At 68.3% G+C, this 15800-nt stretch carries 18 protein-coding genes; 9 read left to right on the plus strand and 9 right to left on the minus strand.

All coding sequences use genetic code 11. The features are described from left to right. The first annotated feature begins 40 nt into the window (after positions 1 to 40). On the plus strand, positions 41 to 535 hold the full coding sequence (locus tag ABZ382_RS25885) for a hypothetical protein (RefSeq protein ID WP_357093670.1): 495 nt from the start codon (positions 41 to 43) through the stop codon (positions 533 to 535). 476 nt (positions 536 to 1011) lie between these two features. On the opposite strand, the gene ABZ382_RS25890 is transcribed toward ABZ382_RS25885, so the two are convergent. The 4 genes from ABZ382_RS25890 to ABZ382_RS25905 all read right to left on the minus strand — a co-directional run bounded on the left by ABZ382_RS25890 (position 1012) and on the right by ABZ382_RS25905 (position 4193). Then, positions 1012 to 1944 carry a dioxygenase gene (locus tag ABZ382_RS25890; RefSeq protein ID WP_357094098.1) on the minus strand — a complete coding sequence of 311 codons (933 nt, stop codon included), beginning with the start codon at positions 1942 to 1944 and terminating at the stop codon, positions 1012 to 1014. A 217-nt stretch (positions 1945 to 2161) separates the two neighbouring features. Continuing rightward, a complete protein-coding gene (locus ABZ382_RS25895; RefSeq protein ID WP_357093672.1) occupies positions 2162 to 2737 on the minus strand; it encodes a chorismate mutase in 576 nt (191 codons plus the stop codon). Between the two features lie 26 nt (positions 2738 to 2763). After that, positions 2764 to 3456 (minus strand): hypothetical protein, encoded by a 693-nt coding sequence (locus ABZ382_RS25900; RefSeq protein WP_357093675.1) that lies wholly within the window; start codon positions 3454 to 3456, stop codon positions 2764 to 2766. Positions 3457 to 3467: 11 nt separating this feature from the next. Continuing rightward, positions 3468 to 4193, minus strand: coding sequence for a TetR/AcrR family transcriptional regulator (locus tag ABZ382_RS25905; protein WP_357093677.1), 726 nt, complete (start codon positions 4191 to 4193; stop codon positions 3468 to 3470). A 95-nt stretch (positions 4194 to 4288) separates the two neighbouring features. Here ABZ382_RS25905 and ABZ382_RS25910 point away from each other — a divergent pair, with 95 nt between their 5' ends. Beyond that, positions 4289 to 5413, plus strand: a complete 1125-nt coding sequence (locus tag ABZ382_RS25910) for an FAD-dependent monooxygenase (protein ID WP_357093680.1) — start codon at positions 4289 to 4291, stop codon at positions 5411 to 5413. Between the two features lie 163 nt (positions 5414 to 5576). On the opposite strand, the gene ABZ382_RS25915 is transcribed toward ABZ382_RS25910, so the two are convergent. Further along, complete coding sequence (locus tag ABZ382_RS25915; protein ID WP_357093683.1) at positions 5577 to 7016, minus strand: RNA polymerase sigma factor; 1440 nt, start codon at positions 7014 to 7016, stop codon at positions 5577 to 5579. A 154-nt stretch (positions 7017 to 7170) separates the two neighbouring features. Then, positions 7171 to 7929, minus strand: coding sequence for a polyphosphate--glucose phosphotransferase (gene ppgK, locus ABZ382_RS25920; RefSeq protein ID WP_357093686.1), 759 nt, complete (start codon positions 7927 to 7929; stop codon positions 7171 to 7173). An 85-nt stretch (positions 7930 to 8014) separates the two neighbouring features. Here ppgK and ABZ382_RS25925 point away from each other — a divergent pair, with 85 nt between their 5' ends. Continuing rightward, positions 8015 to 8956, plus strand: a complete 942-nt coding sequence (locus tag ABZ382_RS25925) for an inositol monophosphatase family protein (protein WP_357093689.1) — start codon at positions 8015 to 8017, stop codon at positions 8954 to 8956. A gap of 153 nt (positions 8957 to 9109) precedes the next feature. Here the strand turns inward: ABZ382_RS25925 and cei are convergent, their stop codons facing one another. Then, positions 9110 to 9787, minus strand: coding sequence for an envelope integrity protein Cei (gene cei / locus ABZ382_RS25930; RefSeq protein WP_357093692.1), 678 nt, complete (start codon positions 9785 to 9787; stop codon positions 9110 to 9112). A gap of 457 nt (positions 9788 to 10244) precedes the next feature. Here cei and ABZ382_RS25935 point away from each other — a divergent pair, with 457 nt between their 5' ends. Further along, entirely contained in the window at positions 10245 to 10547 is a 303-nt protein-coding gene (locus tag ABZ382_RS25935; protein ID WP_040859007.1) for a DUF4193 domain-containing protein, read from the plus strand. 103 nt (positions 10548 to 10650) lie between these two features. Here the strand turns inward: ABZ382_RS25935 and ABZ382_RS25940 are convergent, their stop codons facing one another. After that, complete coding sequence (locus ABZ382_RS25940; RefSeq protein ID WP_357093697.1) at positions 10651 to 11166, minus strand: DUF3093 domain-containing protein; 516 nt, start codon at positions 11164 to 11166, stop codon at positions 10651 to 10653. 52 nt (positions 11167 to 11218) lie between these two features. Here ABZ382_RS25940 and dut point away from each other — a divergent pair, with 52 nt between their 5' ends. Then, the gene (dut, locus tag ABZ382_RS25945; protein WP_357093700.1) at positions 11219 to 11716 is read left to right on the plus strand and encodes a dUTP diphosphatase; all 498 of its coding nucleotides are present in this window, start codon (positions 11219 to 11221) and stop codon (positions 11714 to 11716) included. A 2-nt stretch (positions 11717 to 11718) separates the two neighbouring features. Next, complete coding sequence (locus tag ABZ382_RS25950) at positions 11719 to 12570, plus strand: DUF3710 domain-containing protein (RefSeq protein WP_357094100.1); 852 nt, start codon at positions 11719 to 11721, stop codon at positions 12568 to 12570. 212 nt (positions 12571 to 12782) lie between these two features. On the opposite strand, the gene ABZ382_RS25955 is transcribed toward ABZ382_RS25950, so the two are convergent. Continuing rightward, positions 12783 to 13499, minus strand: coding sequence for an alpha/beta hydrolase (locus ABZ382_RS25955; protein WP_357093703.1), 717 nt, complete (start codon positions 13497 to 13499; stop codon positions 12783 to 12785). A 165-nt stretch (positions 13500 to 13664) separates the two neighbouring features. On the opposite strand from ABZ382_RS25955, the gene ABZ382_RS25960 reads away from it, so the two are divergent. The 3 genes from ABZ382_RS25960 to ABZ382_RS25970 all read left to right on the plus strand — a co-directional run bounded on the left by ABZ382_RS25960 (position 13665) and on the right by ABZ382_RS25970 (position 15776). After that, positions 13665 to 14057, plus strand: a complete 393-nt coding sequence (locus ABZ382_RS25960) for an OB-fold nucleic acid binding domain-containing protein (RefSeq protein ID WP_357093706.1) — start codon at positions 13665 to 13667, stop codon at positions 14055 to 14057. Between the two features lie 233 nt (positions 14058 to 14290). Beyond that, positions 14291 to 14896, plus strand: a complete 606-nt coding sequence (locus ABZ382_RS25965) for a DUF3159 domain-containing protein (protein ID WP_357094102.1) — start codon at positions 14291 to 14293, stop codon at positions 14894 to 14896. Between the two features lie 298 nt (positions 14897 to 15194). After that, a complete protein-coding gene (locus ABZ382_RS25970; RefSeq protein ID WP_246598726.1) occupies positions 15195 to 15776 on the plus strand; it encodes a sigma-70 family RNA polymerase sigma factor in 582 nt (193 codons plus the stop codon). Positions 15777 to 15800 lie beyond the last annotated feature (24 nt).

A 15800-nucleotide genomic window follows, 5' to 3' on the forward strand; every position in this document is an offset into this window, starting at 1 on the left:
TCGGGATCGAGTGCACCTCGCACGCTACGCTGCAACTGAAATGGCGAACAGCAAGAACGAGGGACCGAGACAGGTCGAACTCATCGGCCCATATGCCGGTGTATTCGCCTACGCCACAGGCGTGGTCCTGACGCTGTTCGGCCCCGTCCTCGGCCTGACCGGCGACGGTTGGGCCGACGGCCTGTGCGCCGGCGTCTTCACCTTCCCGATCGGCCTGGTCATGGTCGCCAGCGCGTACGAATGGCGCCGAGCAGAGCGACGATTCCAAGCAGTCGGCGTCCCCGGCACCGGAGAAGTCCTCTCCGTCAACGAGATCCGCCCCGGCGGCGAAAACCCCGACATGGCCGACCTGACAATCCGCATCACCGGCCCCGCCTTCGAAACTTTCACCGCCGAATGCAGCCTCGAAAACCACTCGGGCATGACCCGGGGCCACACCTTCAACCTCATGGTCGACCCCACCGACAACTCCTTCGCCATCGGCTTCGACCACCTCTTCCCCAGCATCTCGGACGAGGACACCCCGCTGAACTGACCTGCTCGGTCACGGTGCGTTCGACGCTTGGATTCGACCGAGGCAACGAACGGCTCGGGTGCATGAGAATGGAAATCGTTCGACCGGGTGGATGCGGGCTGCCTACGCTACGGGCATGTGCATCTACCCGAGCCGGACACACCGCGTGTGCGTGCACTGCCGGGTTTCGTATAAGGGCTCGATCGATATCGGGCCGGGCTGGTGTGTCCGATGTGCTGGGGCGCTTATTGACGCGGGGCCACACCTCGAGGTTCCGAGACGGGTCGATCGGGCTGGGTGGCGTGCGCTTGCCGCCGTTCTCGATTCCGGGCTCACGTTCTATGGCGGGTGTTGCGGTACCGGCCCAGGTTTTCGGCCGCGCACGCCCCGGCAGGTTCGTGAGCGCTTGCGGTTCGCCGACCGCACCGGGATTCCGATCGCCGAGGCTCTGGCGACCGCCGATCCCACCGTGGTTCGCCGAGTGGAGTGAATCCGCCTCAGGGTCGCGGCGGCGGGCCGCCCACACCGCCATCCGGCGGGTTGCCGCCGGGACCCCGACCTCCCTGCTGTCCGGAGCCATTTCCCGGCGGCTGACCGGATCCACTGCGGCTCGGTTGCCCGGAACCATTGCCGGACTGGGTGTTCTGCGATTTCGCGGCGACACCGACCGTGAGCGATACCTTCATTCCCGTGGCGGGAGTGCCTGTCACCGTCGCGAGTTCGGCGTCCCAGCCGTCGCCGAAGACATTGTCGGAGGACAGGGACACGCCGCTCATATTGGAGATGCTGCGTGAGTAGTTGGAGTCGTAGTCGTAGACCGAGGTGCAGACGTCTTGCGGCAGTGCGATCTGTGAAGTGAGGCGGGCTTTTTCGCCTGCCACCGCGCTGCTCAGCGAGTCGTAGACCTCGAAGTGGATATGCGGCCAGCGGCCCGAGTAGCAGGCGGGGAAGATCGAGGCGAAGGTGACGACGCCGTTCGCATCGGCCACTTGCACACCGCGCAGATAGTTCTGATCGGTGACTCCACTGCTGTACAGCGAGTAATTGCCGTCGCGGTCGCAGTGCCAGACGTACACGGCCATGTCCGCACCAGCCGCCCCGCTCTTGGTGAGGTCTTTCAGATTCAGCGTGAGCGTCATCGGAACACCCTTGGCCACACCGGAATACGAGCCGAAACTGGCAGTGATATCCGACCGCACCACCCCGGACTCGATCAGCACGTTCGGTCCGTTGGAGCCGTCACCCGGATAAGGGCCAGCCGTTTCCTGCGGCGCGGCGGCCGTCGTGCCGGAGCCGCTCGCCGCCGAAGTGGTAGCGCTGCTCGTCGTCGATGCTTCCGTTCCGGCATTCCGCGAACAACCCGCCGCCACCGCCGCGACCCCCGCAGCGCCGACCGCCCACAGCGCGCGCCGCCGATTCATCACCCGCATGTCGTGGGCCAGTCCGAGATCGTGCTCGTGCTGTCCGTGACCACCGTCGGAATGCTGTTTCACCGCAGACCTCTTTCGTCGTCCTCACTGTTCGATGTCGAACGGTAGAGCGACCCGCGACGCCTCGACCTCGGGCGAAGCTGTGAAGTAGCCGAGAGTGGGCTCGCGCTCCCGGATCAGCCCTCCTGGCCGCATCCCCGGCAGGTCCCCGGCACGATCAGCCTCCGCACAATGGTGTCGCCGCCCGCACCAGCGCCGCCGTATGCAACGCGTCGAGCCGCTTACTCCCGGCGACACCGACCACTCCCGCCGCGACCCGCTCCGGACAATCAGGCGCAGCAAATTCCCCTCGCTCAGAGGCTAATTCAGTGAGGATCGCATTATTGAGCCCGTCGATCACCGGCCGCACCCCCGCAAGATCCGTCCCCGGCACCTGAGCCGCCACCAGCCCATACCGCCACTCCGTCACCAACCCCCGCTGCACAATCTTGTTGGCCTCGATCTGCCCCTCGAACACCTGCCGCACCAGACTCCCCGGCAACCCCCGCTCCGCCCCCGCCTGAGCCATCGCGTCATAAATCGCCGCCTCCCGCCCCGGATCATCGATCACCGGCTCACCCCCATCCCGAACCGCGGCCTCCCACTTGATCGCCGCGACGGTATCCGCGGTAGCGAGCCGCTCCGCCAGCAGCCCCACCAGCCGCTCCGCACTCCCTGAATCCGCCTCGGCCACACCGCCCTGACCGGCCAGCAGAACGGTCGCCGCCACAGCCGCGATCGCCACACTCTTCATTGCCCTGTCCTTCCCGATAGAGATAGTCAGTGCTCAGCGATGTACCAGTCCGGCGCGGGTTCGACAGCCTGCAGTAGTCCCCAATCGACATAGGCGAAGTACTTCCGCGGACACCCGCTGTCGGAATCTGCTGCAGTGAAAGAGAGTACGTCTCCGACCGCGCCGAATCCATCGACGCAGTCGACCGGTTCCATGCTGAATTCTCGTAGCTCGCCCGCGGTGTACGACCATGGAGTCAGATCGGCGACGGAGTCGATCCGCCGTGGTGCCGGCTCTGGCTTGCGAACGAGTTGTCTGAACATATTGAAGCCACGATGAAGCTCCATGAACTCGACCTGCAATCCCGGCCAGAAGGAGAGATCCCACCGGGCATAGCGGATCTCCCGGCCACTGCCACGGTCGCTCCACTCCGAAGTCGGTGCACCCCACGCGGTTACGTACTCATCGATGGACCTGAAGTTATTGACCGCTTCCCCGGAGAACCACCGCTTCTCGGCGATAGCGGTGTCGATCCGGGTAGCACCGATTCGATGGAGCAGATCCGCGGCCTGAGCAGGAGCGCTCTTGCACATCGGATTGGGCATCGCCAATTGATAGTCGTGCAGCGTCGTAACAGGCTTGCCGGCCATCATCCCCCCAGTCAGCTGAATCCCCATCGAACGTACCAGCGCCACCCGAACTGCCAGCAGCATGTTGATTGCGCGCTCAGGGGAGTTCATGTGGCCCCCGGTCAACTGGACGCGGGTCGTAGATTGTTCACGATCAGGCCCAGGGTGAACTCGAAGCGGTCGGGGCCGGTGCCGGAGATCAGCTCGGCGGCATGGCGTCGAGTCTGCGGGAATCGATCGGCGGGCAGTGCGGTGAAGCGGTCCAGCAGCTCCTCGTGGCTGAGTACCCATTCCTGCTCCCGATGCCGGCGCCGTTGCTGGACCAGCGACTGTTCCAGCGCATAGGCGCTGACGTAGAGCGACAGCGCGTCGCGGGCCCATCCGGCGGTTCTCGGTTCGATGCCGCCCGCGAGCAGGATCGCCAGGATTCCTTCGCCGACCCGCAGCGTTTCCAGGTTGGTCGGCACCGTGGCCAGCGCGGCCCGCGAGACTCCAGGGTACTTCAGGTACAGGTCGCGGATCTGCGTGTACACCTCGAGCAACTGCTCACGCCAGGTGTCCGAATTCGGTTCGGGGAGAACGACTTCGGTGTACAGCCTGCCGATCAGCAGATCGTCGATGTCGTCCTTGTTGACGATGTGCGCGTAGAGCGACGACGGACCGGTGCCGAGCGCGGCGGCGACCCGGCGGATGGTCAGCGCGTCATACCCCTCGGTGGCGACGACCTGCAGGGCGGCGTCGGTGATCCGTTCGACGGTGATGGGCTTCTTGCGTGGCGTCGACACGGCAGCCTCGGCTGTGGGCTGGGCGTGGCGGGCTGCGCGGCGTTGGCGGGGATCGGCGGGCACATCGGCCACTATAGCTTGACGCGAACTTAGTTCGTTCTGTAGAACTTAGATCGACATAACGAACTAAGTTCGTATCGTTGTCCGGGAGGTGCGTGATGCGAGTTTCCGTAATCGGAGCCGGTCTGGGAGGTCTGGCTCTCGCGCAGGGTCTGCGTGGTGCTGGGATCGAAGCCGACGTGTTCGAGCGAGACCCGGGGATCGTCGCGCGGTTCCAGGGCTACCGGCTCGTACTCGATCCGATCGGTTTCCAGGCGGTACGCGCCTGCCTGCCGACGAGCTGGCACCCGCTGCTCGACGAGATCGTCATGGACGCCTCCGCCGAACAGCTGATCCTGGACCCGTGGCTCAACGAGATCGGCAGGCTCGGCGCAGGCCGTACCGGCATCGTCGTCGACCGGCAGGTGCTGCGACACCTATTGCTGACCGGTCTCACAGTGCACACCGATGCCGCATTGACCGGCTACGACGTACTGGCCGACGGCAAGGTCCGAGCCCGGTTCGCCCGCCGCGACCCGGCCACCACCGACCTGCTCGTCGGCGCGGACGGCATCACCTCCGCGGTCCGCGGGGTCCTGTCGCCGCACACCACCCCGACCGACACCGGCGTCCGCTTCGTCATCGGCCGCACCCCGTTGACCGACGAATTCACAACCCTGTCCAAGGCTTTCGGCTCCAAGATCGCCGGCGCCGGCGTCAGCCTGCTGCTCGGCGCGATGCGCTTCCGCACCCCGCCGAAGCAGGCCGCCGAGCAATTGGCCCCCGAAGTCACGCTCCCCGACATCGCCGACTACGTGCGCTGGGCAATGATCCTGCCGCCGAACAGTTCACTCGACGAGCTGACCCCGCAGGACGCCGTGCTGTCCAGGATGGAGGGCTGGCACCCGACCCTGCGCGCGCTGATCGAGCAGGCCGACCCGGACAACAGCACCCTGCTCTCGATCCGAGTGGTCGAGCCCGGCGAGCGCTGGCCCTCCGGACCGGTCACGCTCCTCGGCGACGCGATCCACGCCACCTCCCCGACCGGAGGCAACGGCGCGAACACCGCCCTACGCGACGCGGACCTGTTGCGCCGCTACCTGATCGAGGCCGACGAAGGCCGCCACGATCTGCGCAACGCGGTCGACACCTACGAGCGCCAGATGTTCCAGTACGGCGCCGAAGCCGTCCGCAGCAGCCTCGAGAAACTCCCCGCCTTCGCACCCGAGGCGAAACTGCCCTGAGGCTGCCGTGAGAAGGCTCGAGTGGCACGGAATCGATTGCTGCGCAGTTGATTCTGTGGTTCTGAGCACTCGATACCCGTCGGGGCTGGGAGCGGTGTGCGTAGGTCCTCATACGAGTTCGGGCCGCTGAGCAGAAGCTCAGCGGCCCGAACTCGGGTGATCGCTAATCCAGGTAGTCGCGCAAAACCTGCGAGCGGCTGGGGTGGCGCAGCTTCGACATGGTCTTGGACTCGATCTGGCGGATGCGTTCGCGGGTGACTCCGTAGACCTGGCCGATTTCGTCCAGGGTTCGGGGCTGACCGTCGGTCAGGCCGAAGCGGAGACGGACGACGCCGGCCTCGCGCTCGGACAGCGTCTCGAGGACCGACTGGAGCTGGTCCTGGAGGAGCGTGAAGGAGACCGCGTCGACGGCGACGACGGCTTCGGAGTCTTCGATGAAGTCACCGAGCTGGGAGTCGCCCTCGTCGCCGATGGTCTGGTCCAGGGAGATCGGCTCACGCGCGTACTGCTGGATTTCCAGCACCTTCTCCGGCGTGATGTCCATTTCCTTGGCGAGCTCTTCCGGGGTGGGCTCGCGGCCCAGGTCCTGGAGGAGTTCGCGCTGGATGCGGCCGAGCTTGTTGATGACCTCGACCATGTGCACGGGGATGCGGATGGTGCGGGCCTGGTCGGCCATGGCGCGGGTGATGGCCTGCCGGATCCACCAGGTGGCGTACGTCGAGAACTTGTAGCCCTTGGTGTAGTCGAACTTCTCGACCGCGCGGATCAGACCCAGGTTGCCTTCCTGGATCAGGTCCAGGAACGCCATGCCGCGGCCGGTGTAGCGCTTGGCCAGCGAGACCACGAGGCGGAGGTTGGCCTCCAGCAGGTGGTTCTTGGCGCGGTTGCCGTCACGCATGATCCACTGCAGATCGCGGCGCGACTGCACGGGCAGCTTCTCGCCCTTGTCGGCGAACTCGCGCAGCTTCTCCGTGGCGTAGAGGCCGGCCTCGATGCGCTTGGCGAGCTCGACCTCCTCCTCGGCGTTGAGCAGCGCGACCTTACCGATCTGCTTCAGGTAGGCGCGGACCGAGTCGGCCGAAGCGGTGAGCTCGGCGTCCTTACGGGCCTGGCGCAGCGCCTCGGATTCCTCTTCGTCCCAGACGAAGTCACCGGACGCCTTGTCCTTCGCGGACGGCTCGTCGGCCTCCTCGGAGTCCTCGGCCTCGGCGGCGGCAGTGGCGGGCGCGGCGGCCGCGCCCTCCTCCTCGTCGTCGGACTCGTCGACGATCTCCTCGTCCTCGAGCTCGTCCTCGTCGAGCTCGATGTCACCCAGGTCGTCGAGTTCCAACGACTCGTCGTCGATGGCCTCGTCGCCCTCGCCACCCTCGGCACCGGGCTCGGCCGCCTTCTTCGGCGACGCCTTCTTGGCAGCCGTCTTCTTGGCGGTCGCCTTCGTGGCCTTCTTGGCCGCGGTCTTCTTGGCCGCGACCTTCTTCGCAGCGGCCTTCTTGGCCGGAGCCTTCTTGGCTACGGCCTTCTTGACCGCGGGTGCTGCGGTGGTGTCTGCTGAGTCGGCGGCTGCTGCCGAATCGGCGGTGTCCTGGGTATTCGTGGCTACCACGTACGCCCTTTCGTGACGGTCTCGTGCGGCGTCACGCCAGAGTGATCATCCGGCGGAGCGGTTCTGTCGGGGGGATAAGCCGGCTCTCGTGCCGGTGTCGGTTTCCGGCTCACCGCCGGGCATGCGTTCCATTGTAACGATCGAACCAGCTTACTTACGGTGCGATACCGGCTGACACCGCCATGGCGGCTCCGACGATGCCCGCGGTATTGCGCAGAGCGGCCGGCACCACGGGGGTTCTGTTGGTGAGCAACGGAATCCACTCCTGGTGATCGCGGCTGATGCCGCCACCGGCGACGAACACGTTCGGCCAGAACAGGTTCTCCAGGGTGACCAGCACCTTGGACACCTCCACCGCCCACTCCGGGTAGGACATGCCGACCCGATCCTTGACCGACGCGGCCGCCCGATGCTCGGCCTCCCGGCCGTCCACCTCGATGTGCCCGAGCTCGCTGTTGGGCATGAGCACACCGTTGTACATGACCGCCGAACCGATCCCGGTGCCGAAGGTGAGCAGCATGACCAGACCGCTGAGATCCTTTGCCGCGCCGAAACGGTCCTCGGCCATGCCCGCGGCGTCCGCGTCATTGAGCACTGTCACGTCGCGGCCGCCCAGCGCCACCGAGAACAGGTGCCGGGCGTCGATGCCGATCCAGGTCTTGTCGATATTGGCGGCCGTGCGCACCTGGCCGTGCAGCACCACGCTGGGCATGGTGATGCCGACCGGGCCCTCCCAGCCGGCCTGCGCGACCAGCTTGGCCACCGCCTCGGCGACCGCGTTCGGAGTGGCCGGGTGCGGCGTCGCGATCTTGATCCGCTCATAGACCAGCTCGCCGGTCGCGAGATCGACCTCGGCGCCCTTCACACCGCTGCCACCGATATCGATGCCGAACGCGTGTCCGGGATCGGACATGGACCACACCTCGTTCTCTCCCTCGACCTGCACCTTGTGTCGTGCACGACAAGCCTAATGCGCGCGATGCCGGATCTGTGCTGCGATGGAGCTCGTGCCGGAATCGAATTTCACTTCCATCGCCCCCGCCGACGCCACGAACACCGACACTTCAGATATAGCCGAACTGCGCCGGGTCGCGGTGCATCTCGCCGAGACCGCCGCCGCGCATGTGCGCGAGCGCCGCCCGCAGGTCTTCGGGCCGGGCGCGCACGCCACCGACGCCGTGCAGTCCAAGTCCACCCCCACCGACCCCGTCACCATCGTCGACACCGAGACCGAACAGCTGGTCCGCAAGCTGGTCGCCGACCTGCGCCCCGGCGACCGGGTGGTCGGCGAGGAGGACGGCGGCACCATCGCCGCCGACCCGGACCTGGTGCACTGGGTGGTCGACCCCATTGACGGCACCGTCAACTTCGTCTACGGCATCCCGTCCTACTCGGTGTCGGTGGCCGCGGTGCGCGGCGGCCGACCGGTCGCGGGCGCGGTCGCCGACGTCGCGCACGCCGTCACCTACAGCGCCGGGCTGGGCCTGGGCGCGCACCGCGCCGCCTCCAGCCCCGACGGCACCGCCCCCGGCGGCGACCCGGTTGCGTTGCGCGCCAACCCGGTCGACACGACGTCGATGGCACTGGTGGCCACCGGCTTCGCCTACGCCACCGAGCGCCGCACCCGCCAGGGCGAACTGATCGGCAAGGTGCTGCCGCACATTCGCGACCTCCGCCGCTTCGGTTCGGCCGCCCTGGACCTGTGCGCGGTGGCCGAGGGCCGCACCGACGCCTACTTCGAGCACGGCCTCAACCTGTGGGACTGGGCCGCGGGCGCGCTGATCGCCACCGAGGCGGGCGCGCGGCTGATCCTGCCGCCGGAGCTCGACTCGCCGGGTGCGGCAGGCGATTTGGTGTCGGCGGCGGCACCCGGCATCGCTGACGAACTGTTCGGCCTGTTCGAACGGTTCGATGTCACCACCCCTATCCCGATTCCCTGACAGAGGGCTGAACAGCCGATCGCCGCGACCGAGGAGGTCGCGGCGATCGATTCGTCCCGGGGCATCGGGCCCCGAGACATCTATTCGGCTGTGACGGCACGAGATTCGCGGACGGCGCGAACGGTCAGAGCCGCGTCGTCCCGAAAGAGATTCTCAACACTTCGCGTGGCGCGCGGCGTCGAGCAGTTTCGGGTCCACCGCGGGCGCGGTGCCCGGCGTCGGGTTCTTCAGCGCCCGCAGCACCTCTTCGGCATCGGTACTGGGCCGGATGTCGCGGAACAGCGAGCCCAGCACCATGTCCACGGTCTCGTCCTGGCGCTGATCCTCGATCAGCTCGGCGCACGGCACCACCAGCTGGACCGCGGCCGCGGCGGGCCGGCCCTTCACGCCGAAGCGGATCTGCCCGGTGCACTCCAGATCGCCGTTCACGTAGACCGGGTCATTGCCGATCTGCACGTCCGGGGCGCTGGCGAAACCGAGATCGCCCAGCTGGGAGGCCACATGCGCGGCCTGGCCGCGCTGTCCGTTGGCGTTGAACACCCGCACCTTGGAGGCGGCGAGCGCGGCGGGCTGCACGTCGCGCAGCCGCGAGTTGCCGACCCGTTCGCCGAGCGGAGCGGGCTTGGCCGCGGAGGTGCTCGAGGCGGGGCTGGGGGAGTTGCAGGCCATCGCGCCCTGGTCACCCTCGCTCGTCGTCAGCGCCTTGAACCACACGACGACGCAGATCAGGGCGATGACGCCGACCATGGCGGCCCAGGGCTCCCAGCGTCGGCGAATGAAGTTCCGCCCGCTCGGATCGGTCGTTTTACCTTGGGTGATCAGTGAAACCACGACCACACTCTACGAAAACGTCGGGAATGTCGTGTGAACGGCTGCGGCAAGTCGGGCACCGGTGTGGCGCGCGGGGTGTCGCGGAGGTGGAGGGGAGGTCTCGAGGCGGTGCGGAAGATCTCGGACAGTTCCCTCGCCGGTGACGATTGCCCCTCAGTTTCAACTCGCGCGGGTTTTGATTGCGACTTTGGTCCCGGGGTCCGCTATTGTCTGGCGGCCCAGATCGTACAACCCAGGTGAATCTGGGGTTCGATTTCGGGAACAACAAGGGCATGTCCTGCGTTGACCGAGCGCGATCCGGTGCGGATGAGGAACTATCCGGCCCGGATCTGTGACCGGTGTACGCGTGACGTACACCACGGGCGGGGCGGTATCGCGGCCCGGTCAGGCTCCGGAAGGGCCTGGTCGAGCGGGTGCCGGTCCGGGATATACGGAGTGAGGACGAGGGGAAGACGACATGGCAACCGACTATGACGCACCGCGGCGCAATGAATCCGACGACGTTTCGGAGGACTCGCTGGAGGAGCTGAAGGCTCGCCGCAACGAAGCCGCGTCCGCCGTCGTGGATATCGACGAATCCGATACCGCGGAGTCGTTCGAGCTTCCCGGCGCGGACCTTTCCGAGGAAGTGCTCTCGGTCCGGGTCATCCCGAAGCAGGCGGACGAATTCACGTGTTCGAGCTGCTTCCTGGTGCACCACCGCAGCCGTCTGGCCAGCGAGGCCGGCGGTCAGCTGATCTGCATGGACTGCGCCGCCTAAGGCTCGGTCCCTCAGAGCGTGTCCGGCCAGCCCGCGCTCGGTTCGCCGAGCGTGGGCCGGGCCGGATCGCGCAGTACTTCTCAGAAAATGTGATCGAAGGGGATCAGGCCGATTCGGCCGCGTTCTCCAGGCCCAGCGCCGCGATCACCCGTTCCGGATGACGCGTACTGACCAGCCAGTACGGCGTCGGATCCTCGGGATCGTCGAGGACGAGCAACACCATGGGCCCGATCCAGGCCCGATGCTGGACGAAGGCGGCGGGGTCGAGTTGTCGGCCCAACGCCGCACTCTTCGCGCTGGTCGGAACCGGCGCCGCCCGCTTGACGAAGGTCGCGGGCAGATGCGCGCGGCCGGTGCGCAGTTCCGGGACGCCGTCCGCGTCCGGGGCTACTTCCAGGCGATGACGCGAGAACCACAACAGCACCCATGCCGCGATGGGGAACAGCAGCACGTACGGCAGCCAGGCCCGCACACCCGGTGCGCCCATGTGGATTTCGGCTGCCAGCAGCCCGGTCACGACGAGCGCGGCCGGCCACCACCACAGCGGCACCCAGAGGCGCTCGGTGTAGAGGGGCTTGGTCTGCGGCTGAGGTTTCACCTGAGGGGGCTGGTCGGACACGACCTCAGACTAGGTCAATGGCTGAGCGGTCGAACGCGTAGGCTCGGCGCACGTGACCGGTATTCCACCTATCCCACTGCTGCGGCTCGATCCCGGCATCCCCGTACCGACGCGTGCTCACGAGGGCGACGCCGGCGTGGACCTGTGCACCACCGAGGACGTCATCATCGAACCGGGGGAGCGGGTGCTGGTCGGTACCGGCATCGCGGTGGCCCTCCCGATCGGCACGGTGGGGCTGATCCATCCGCGCTCCGGGCTGGCGGCCAAGGCGGGCCTGTCGGTCGTCAACACCCCCGGCACGGTCGACGCGGGTTACCGCGGTGAGATCAAGGTGTGCCTGATCAACCACGATCCGCGCACCGCGATCGAGCTCCGGCGGGGTGACCGCATCGCACAATTGTTGGTGCAGAAGGTCGAATTGGTGGACTTCGTCGAGGTGGAGGAGCTCGACGACTCCGCGCGCGGCGCGGGAGGATACGGATCCAGCGGTGGGCATGCCAGCCTCGCGCAGTCCGGTGGGGCGGGTCAGGCGACCGGCAAGGAGGCATGACGATGGTGTTCGGACGCAAGAAGAGCAAGGGCGGCGACAGAGACGACGCGCCGCAGTACGACGACGAGTACACCGAGTACGACGAGTACGAGGACGAGTACGACGAAACCGCCGACGCGGCAGACGAATACGACGACGAGCCGGCGCCCGCGCGCGGCCCCGAGATCGGCCCGTACGACTACGAGGACGTCGCCGACCGGCTCGAGGCCATCGCCGAACAGCGCCTGGACCTGGGCTCGGTCATCGTGCCGGTGCCGCCGGGCGGGCAGCTGCAGGTCGAGATGACCCCCGACGGCACCCCGCAGGCGGTGCACCTGGCCACCCAGCACGGCCGCATCACGGTGGCGGCCTACGCCGCGCCCAAGTCCGCGGGCCAATGGCGTTCGGTGGCAGCCGATCTGGCGGAGACGCTGCGCAAGGACGGCGCGCAGGTGTCGGTGGTGCAGGGTCCGTGGGGCCGCGAGCTGCACGCCGTCACCCAGGGCGCGGATCTGCGGTTCATCGGCGTGGACGGTCACCGCTGGATGGTTCGCCTCGTCGCGGCCGGACCGACCGGCGCGGCGGACGAGAACACGCCGCTGGTGGCGGCCGCTCGCGCGGTCATGGGCGAGACCGTGGTGCGTCGCGGCGACGAGCCGCTACCGGTCCGCGAACCCCTCCCCGTGGTCCTACCCCAGGAGTTGGCCGACCAGTTGGCCGCCGCCCACCAGCAGCAGCTGGCGGCCCAGCAGCAGGCCATGCAGGCCCAGATGGACGCCATGCAGGGCGGCCCCGCCTTCCAGCCCGAGCAGGCTCCGACCGAGCCGCGGCGCGGCGCGGAGGGCTCGGCCATGCAGCAGCTGGGCCTGAACTGACCGCGCTGTAGAGACCGTTCACCGGGCTGTCCGGGTCGCGATCACCGACCCGGATTCGGCTCTGACACACGAGGAAACGGGGCACCGCCACACCGGCGGTGCCCCGTTTCGCTATCGGCTGAATCGGTGTCCGCTCAGCGGACAGCCGGGCCTCGGATCCGACGATCGTGGTCGGGTGGGCCGGAGTTGTGCTGCGGTGGGCCGGAATTCGATCAGGGGGTGGTGACGCGGCGAGGGAAGAGGGCATTGATGCCACGGGTACCCAGAATCGAGGGGTCCGAACCCAACTCGTCGAGGGTGATCCTGTGCAGCGTGGCATGGGGGAGGTGCACGGCCCACTGCTCGGCCACGGCCAGCGGGTGCACCGGATCGTCGACCGCGGCGATGATCTCGACGGGTGCGCCGACCCGGCTGAGCAGCCCGGGTTCGGGCCAGGCGTAGGCGGCGGCCTCCTCCAGCGCGGACGGCAGTTCCGGCCACTGGGAGGTCCAGGAGCGGGTCAGGGCGTCGGCCAGCCAGGCGGGGCTGGAGGCACGCATCCGGTCGATGACGGCGTCGAGGCCGTCGGCGCGCAGCTGGGCGGCGGTGGCGGCGGCGGACAGGGCCGCGGGGCAGCCGGTGGTGTCGGCGCCGGTCCAGGCGGGCAGCGCGGCGACCACTCCGAAGACCGAGTCGGGGTGCTCGGCGGCCCAGTCCACGGCGACGGCCGCGCCCAGTGAGATCCCGGTGACCAGGACGGGTCCGGAGCGGGCGGCGGCATCGAGTGCGGCCCGGTAGCTCTCGATCACGGCACGCGGGTCCGGGTCGACCGCCAGGAACGGCAGATCCAATGCGGCGCAGGCGGATCCGAAGGCGCGGCGGGCGAAGTGGGCGTCGGAGCCGGTTCCGGGGAGGGCGACGGCGACCGCCGGACGGGGAAGATCGGGCACCGGCCGACTGTAGCGGGGACGGGCGCGCGTGGCGGGTGCAGCCCGTCCCATCTACAGTGGCGGAGGTACGGCCACGAGCGGCCGGGTGGCAAACCGCCGGCCGACGTGGAAGGAACGAACGACGTGAGACCCACGCCGTCCGAGCTCTACAGGAGAGCGTGCGAGATGCCATCCGCGGGTGGGAAGGACACCCCGTCAGGCTATTTCCGGCGGCTCGGCCGCAGACTGACGGAGGACCTGGATCGTTTGGATGCCGAGGAGCTCGCCGAGACGTCGGAGGCGTCGGGCGCGTCCCGGGCATCGGAATGCCGGCGTGGTGAGGAAGTCACCATGGTTGGCCGGCTCCGCAGTGTGGAGGCCTGTCCCAAGGCCGGCGGGGCGGAAGTGGCCGCCGAATTCTTCGACGGCACCGACAGTGTGGCGCTGGTGTTCATCGGCAGGCGTCGTATCCCCGGAATCGAACCGGGCCGTCGTATTCTGGTCCGCGGCCGCGTCGGTGAACGCGATGGCGGCAAGGTCATCTACAACCCCTACTACGAACTGCGCGGGAATTCCTGACACTCATGCCGAACCCCACCAGCAGCGGCGACGAGGGCCGCGGCCCCGCCGAGCCCGCCTTCGATCCGCCCACGGTCCAGCTCAACGCGGTACCGGAAGCCGGTGAGATCCCGTGGCGGCTGGACAAGGCCCTGCTGGACGACGACATGCAGGCGATCGTCGACGCCGAACGCGCGGCCGACCAGGACCACGAGGGCGCCGAGGACGGCCCCGAGCCCACTCTGCTCGAGCAGATGGGCGGCCTGTCGGGCCTGATCTACTCCTCGCTGCCGGTGCTGGTGTTCGTGCCGGTGAATTCGCTGCGCGGCCTGACCGCCGCGATCTGGGCGTCGCTGGCCGTGGCCGCGGCGATCCTGGTGTGGCGCTTGGTGCGTCGCGGTCCGATCCAGCCCGCCATCTCCGGTTTCCTGGGGGTGGGCGTGTGCGCGTTCATCGCCTACCGGATGGGTGAGGCGAAGGGCTTCTTCCTGTTCGGCATCTACGCGAGCCTGGTGTACGGCGGGGCGTTCCTGCTGTCGCTGGTGGTGCGCTGGCCGCTGGCCGGTGTGATCTGGGGCGCCCTGAACGGGCACGGCACCGGGTGGCGGTCGGACAAGCGCGCCATGCGGCTCTACGACATCGCGACCGCGGTGTGGGCGCTGGTGTTCGTGGCCCGGTACCTGGTGCAGAACCACCTGTACGCGGCCAACAGCACGGGTCTGCTGGCGGTGGCGCGTATCGGTATGGGGTGGCCGTTGACCGCGGTGGCGGCGCTGGTGACCTTCTGGGCGGTCCGCAAGGCCGGACATCTGCCCTCTGCCACGGCGAAAACGGCCGGGACCTCGGACTCCGCCGTCTAGCTCAATCGTCCAATTCGGGCACTTATCGCGCTAAATCCGCGTCGCGCAACACCTTCGGGGCCCTCGGGGGACGGAAGGGGGTGACCAACCCACCCCTGGGGTACCTATTTCGGCGGCCCCCCGGCGAGCACGATCTTTCTCAGAAGCTCTCACAGGCTACGGAGAAAGGAACGCGGAGTTGAGTACCGACGGCAAGGCAGTGGCAGCGCAGGAACGGGGCGAGGGGCTCGGGACCGCGGTGCAGATTGCAGCCTCGCGCCGGCACCCGGCGGGGCGGGGAGGCAGCAAGACCGGCAGTGTGGCGACGTCGGAGTCCCGGCGCGCCGCAGCGGAATTGGAGAAGCTGATCGGCCCGGCCGCCGCCGGTGACCGCGCCGCCGTCTCCGAGATCCTCAAGATCGTCTACCCGCTGGTGCGCCGCTACTGCGCGGCCCGCCTGGGCGGCGCGGGCCACCTGCACGTGACCGCGGACGATGTGGCGCAGGAGATCTGCCTGGCGACGGTGCAGGCCATCCCGCGCTACCGCGACCAGGGCAAGTCCTTCCTGGCCTTCGTCTACGGCATTTCGGCGAACAAGGTGGCCGACGCGTTCCGGCGGGCGCAGCTGCACCCGGCCTATCCGGTCGCGGAGTTCCCCGACGCGCCGAACACCGAGGCGGGTCCGGAGGAGCGGGCGCTGGCGATGGAGACCCGTCGCGCCACCCGCGACCTCATGCAGGTGCTGTCCTCGACCCACCGTGAGGTGCTGGTCATGCGGATCGTGCTGGGCTGGACCGCGGCCGAGACCGCCGAGGCCATCGGCACCAGCCCGGGCGTGGTGCGGGTCATGCAGCACCGCGCGCTGAACCGGCTGCGCGCCGAACTGCGGGAGGCGTCCTGAGGGTTCGGGGGTCGAAGACGGCGA

It is taken from the genome of Nocardia sp. NPDC005825, assembly GCF_040630175.1.
Taxonomy (GTDB): Bacteria; Actinomycetota; Actinomycetes; order Mycobacteriales; family Mycobacteriaceae; genus Nocardia.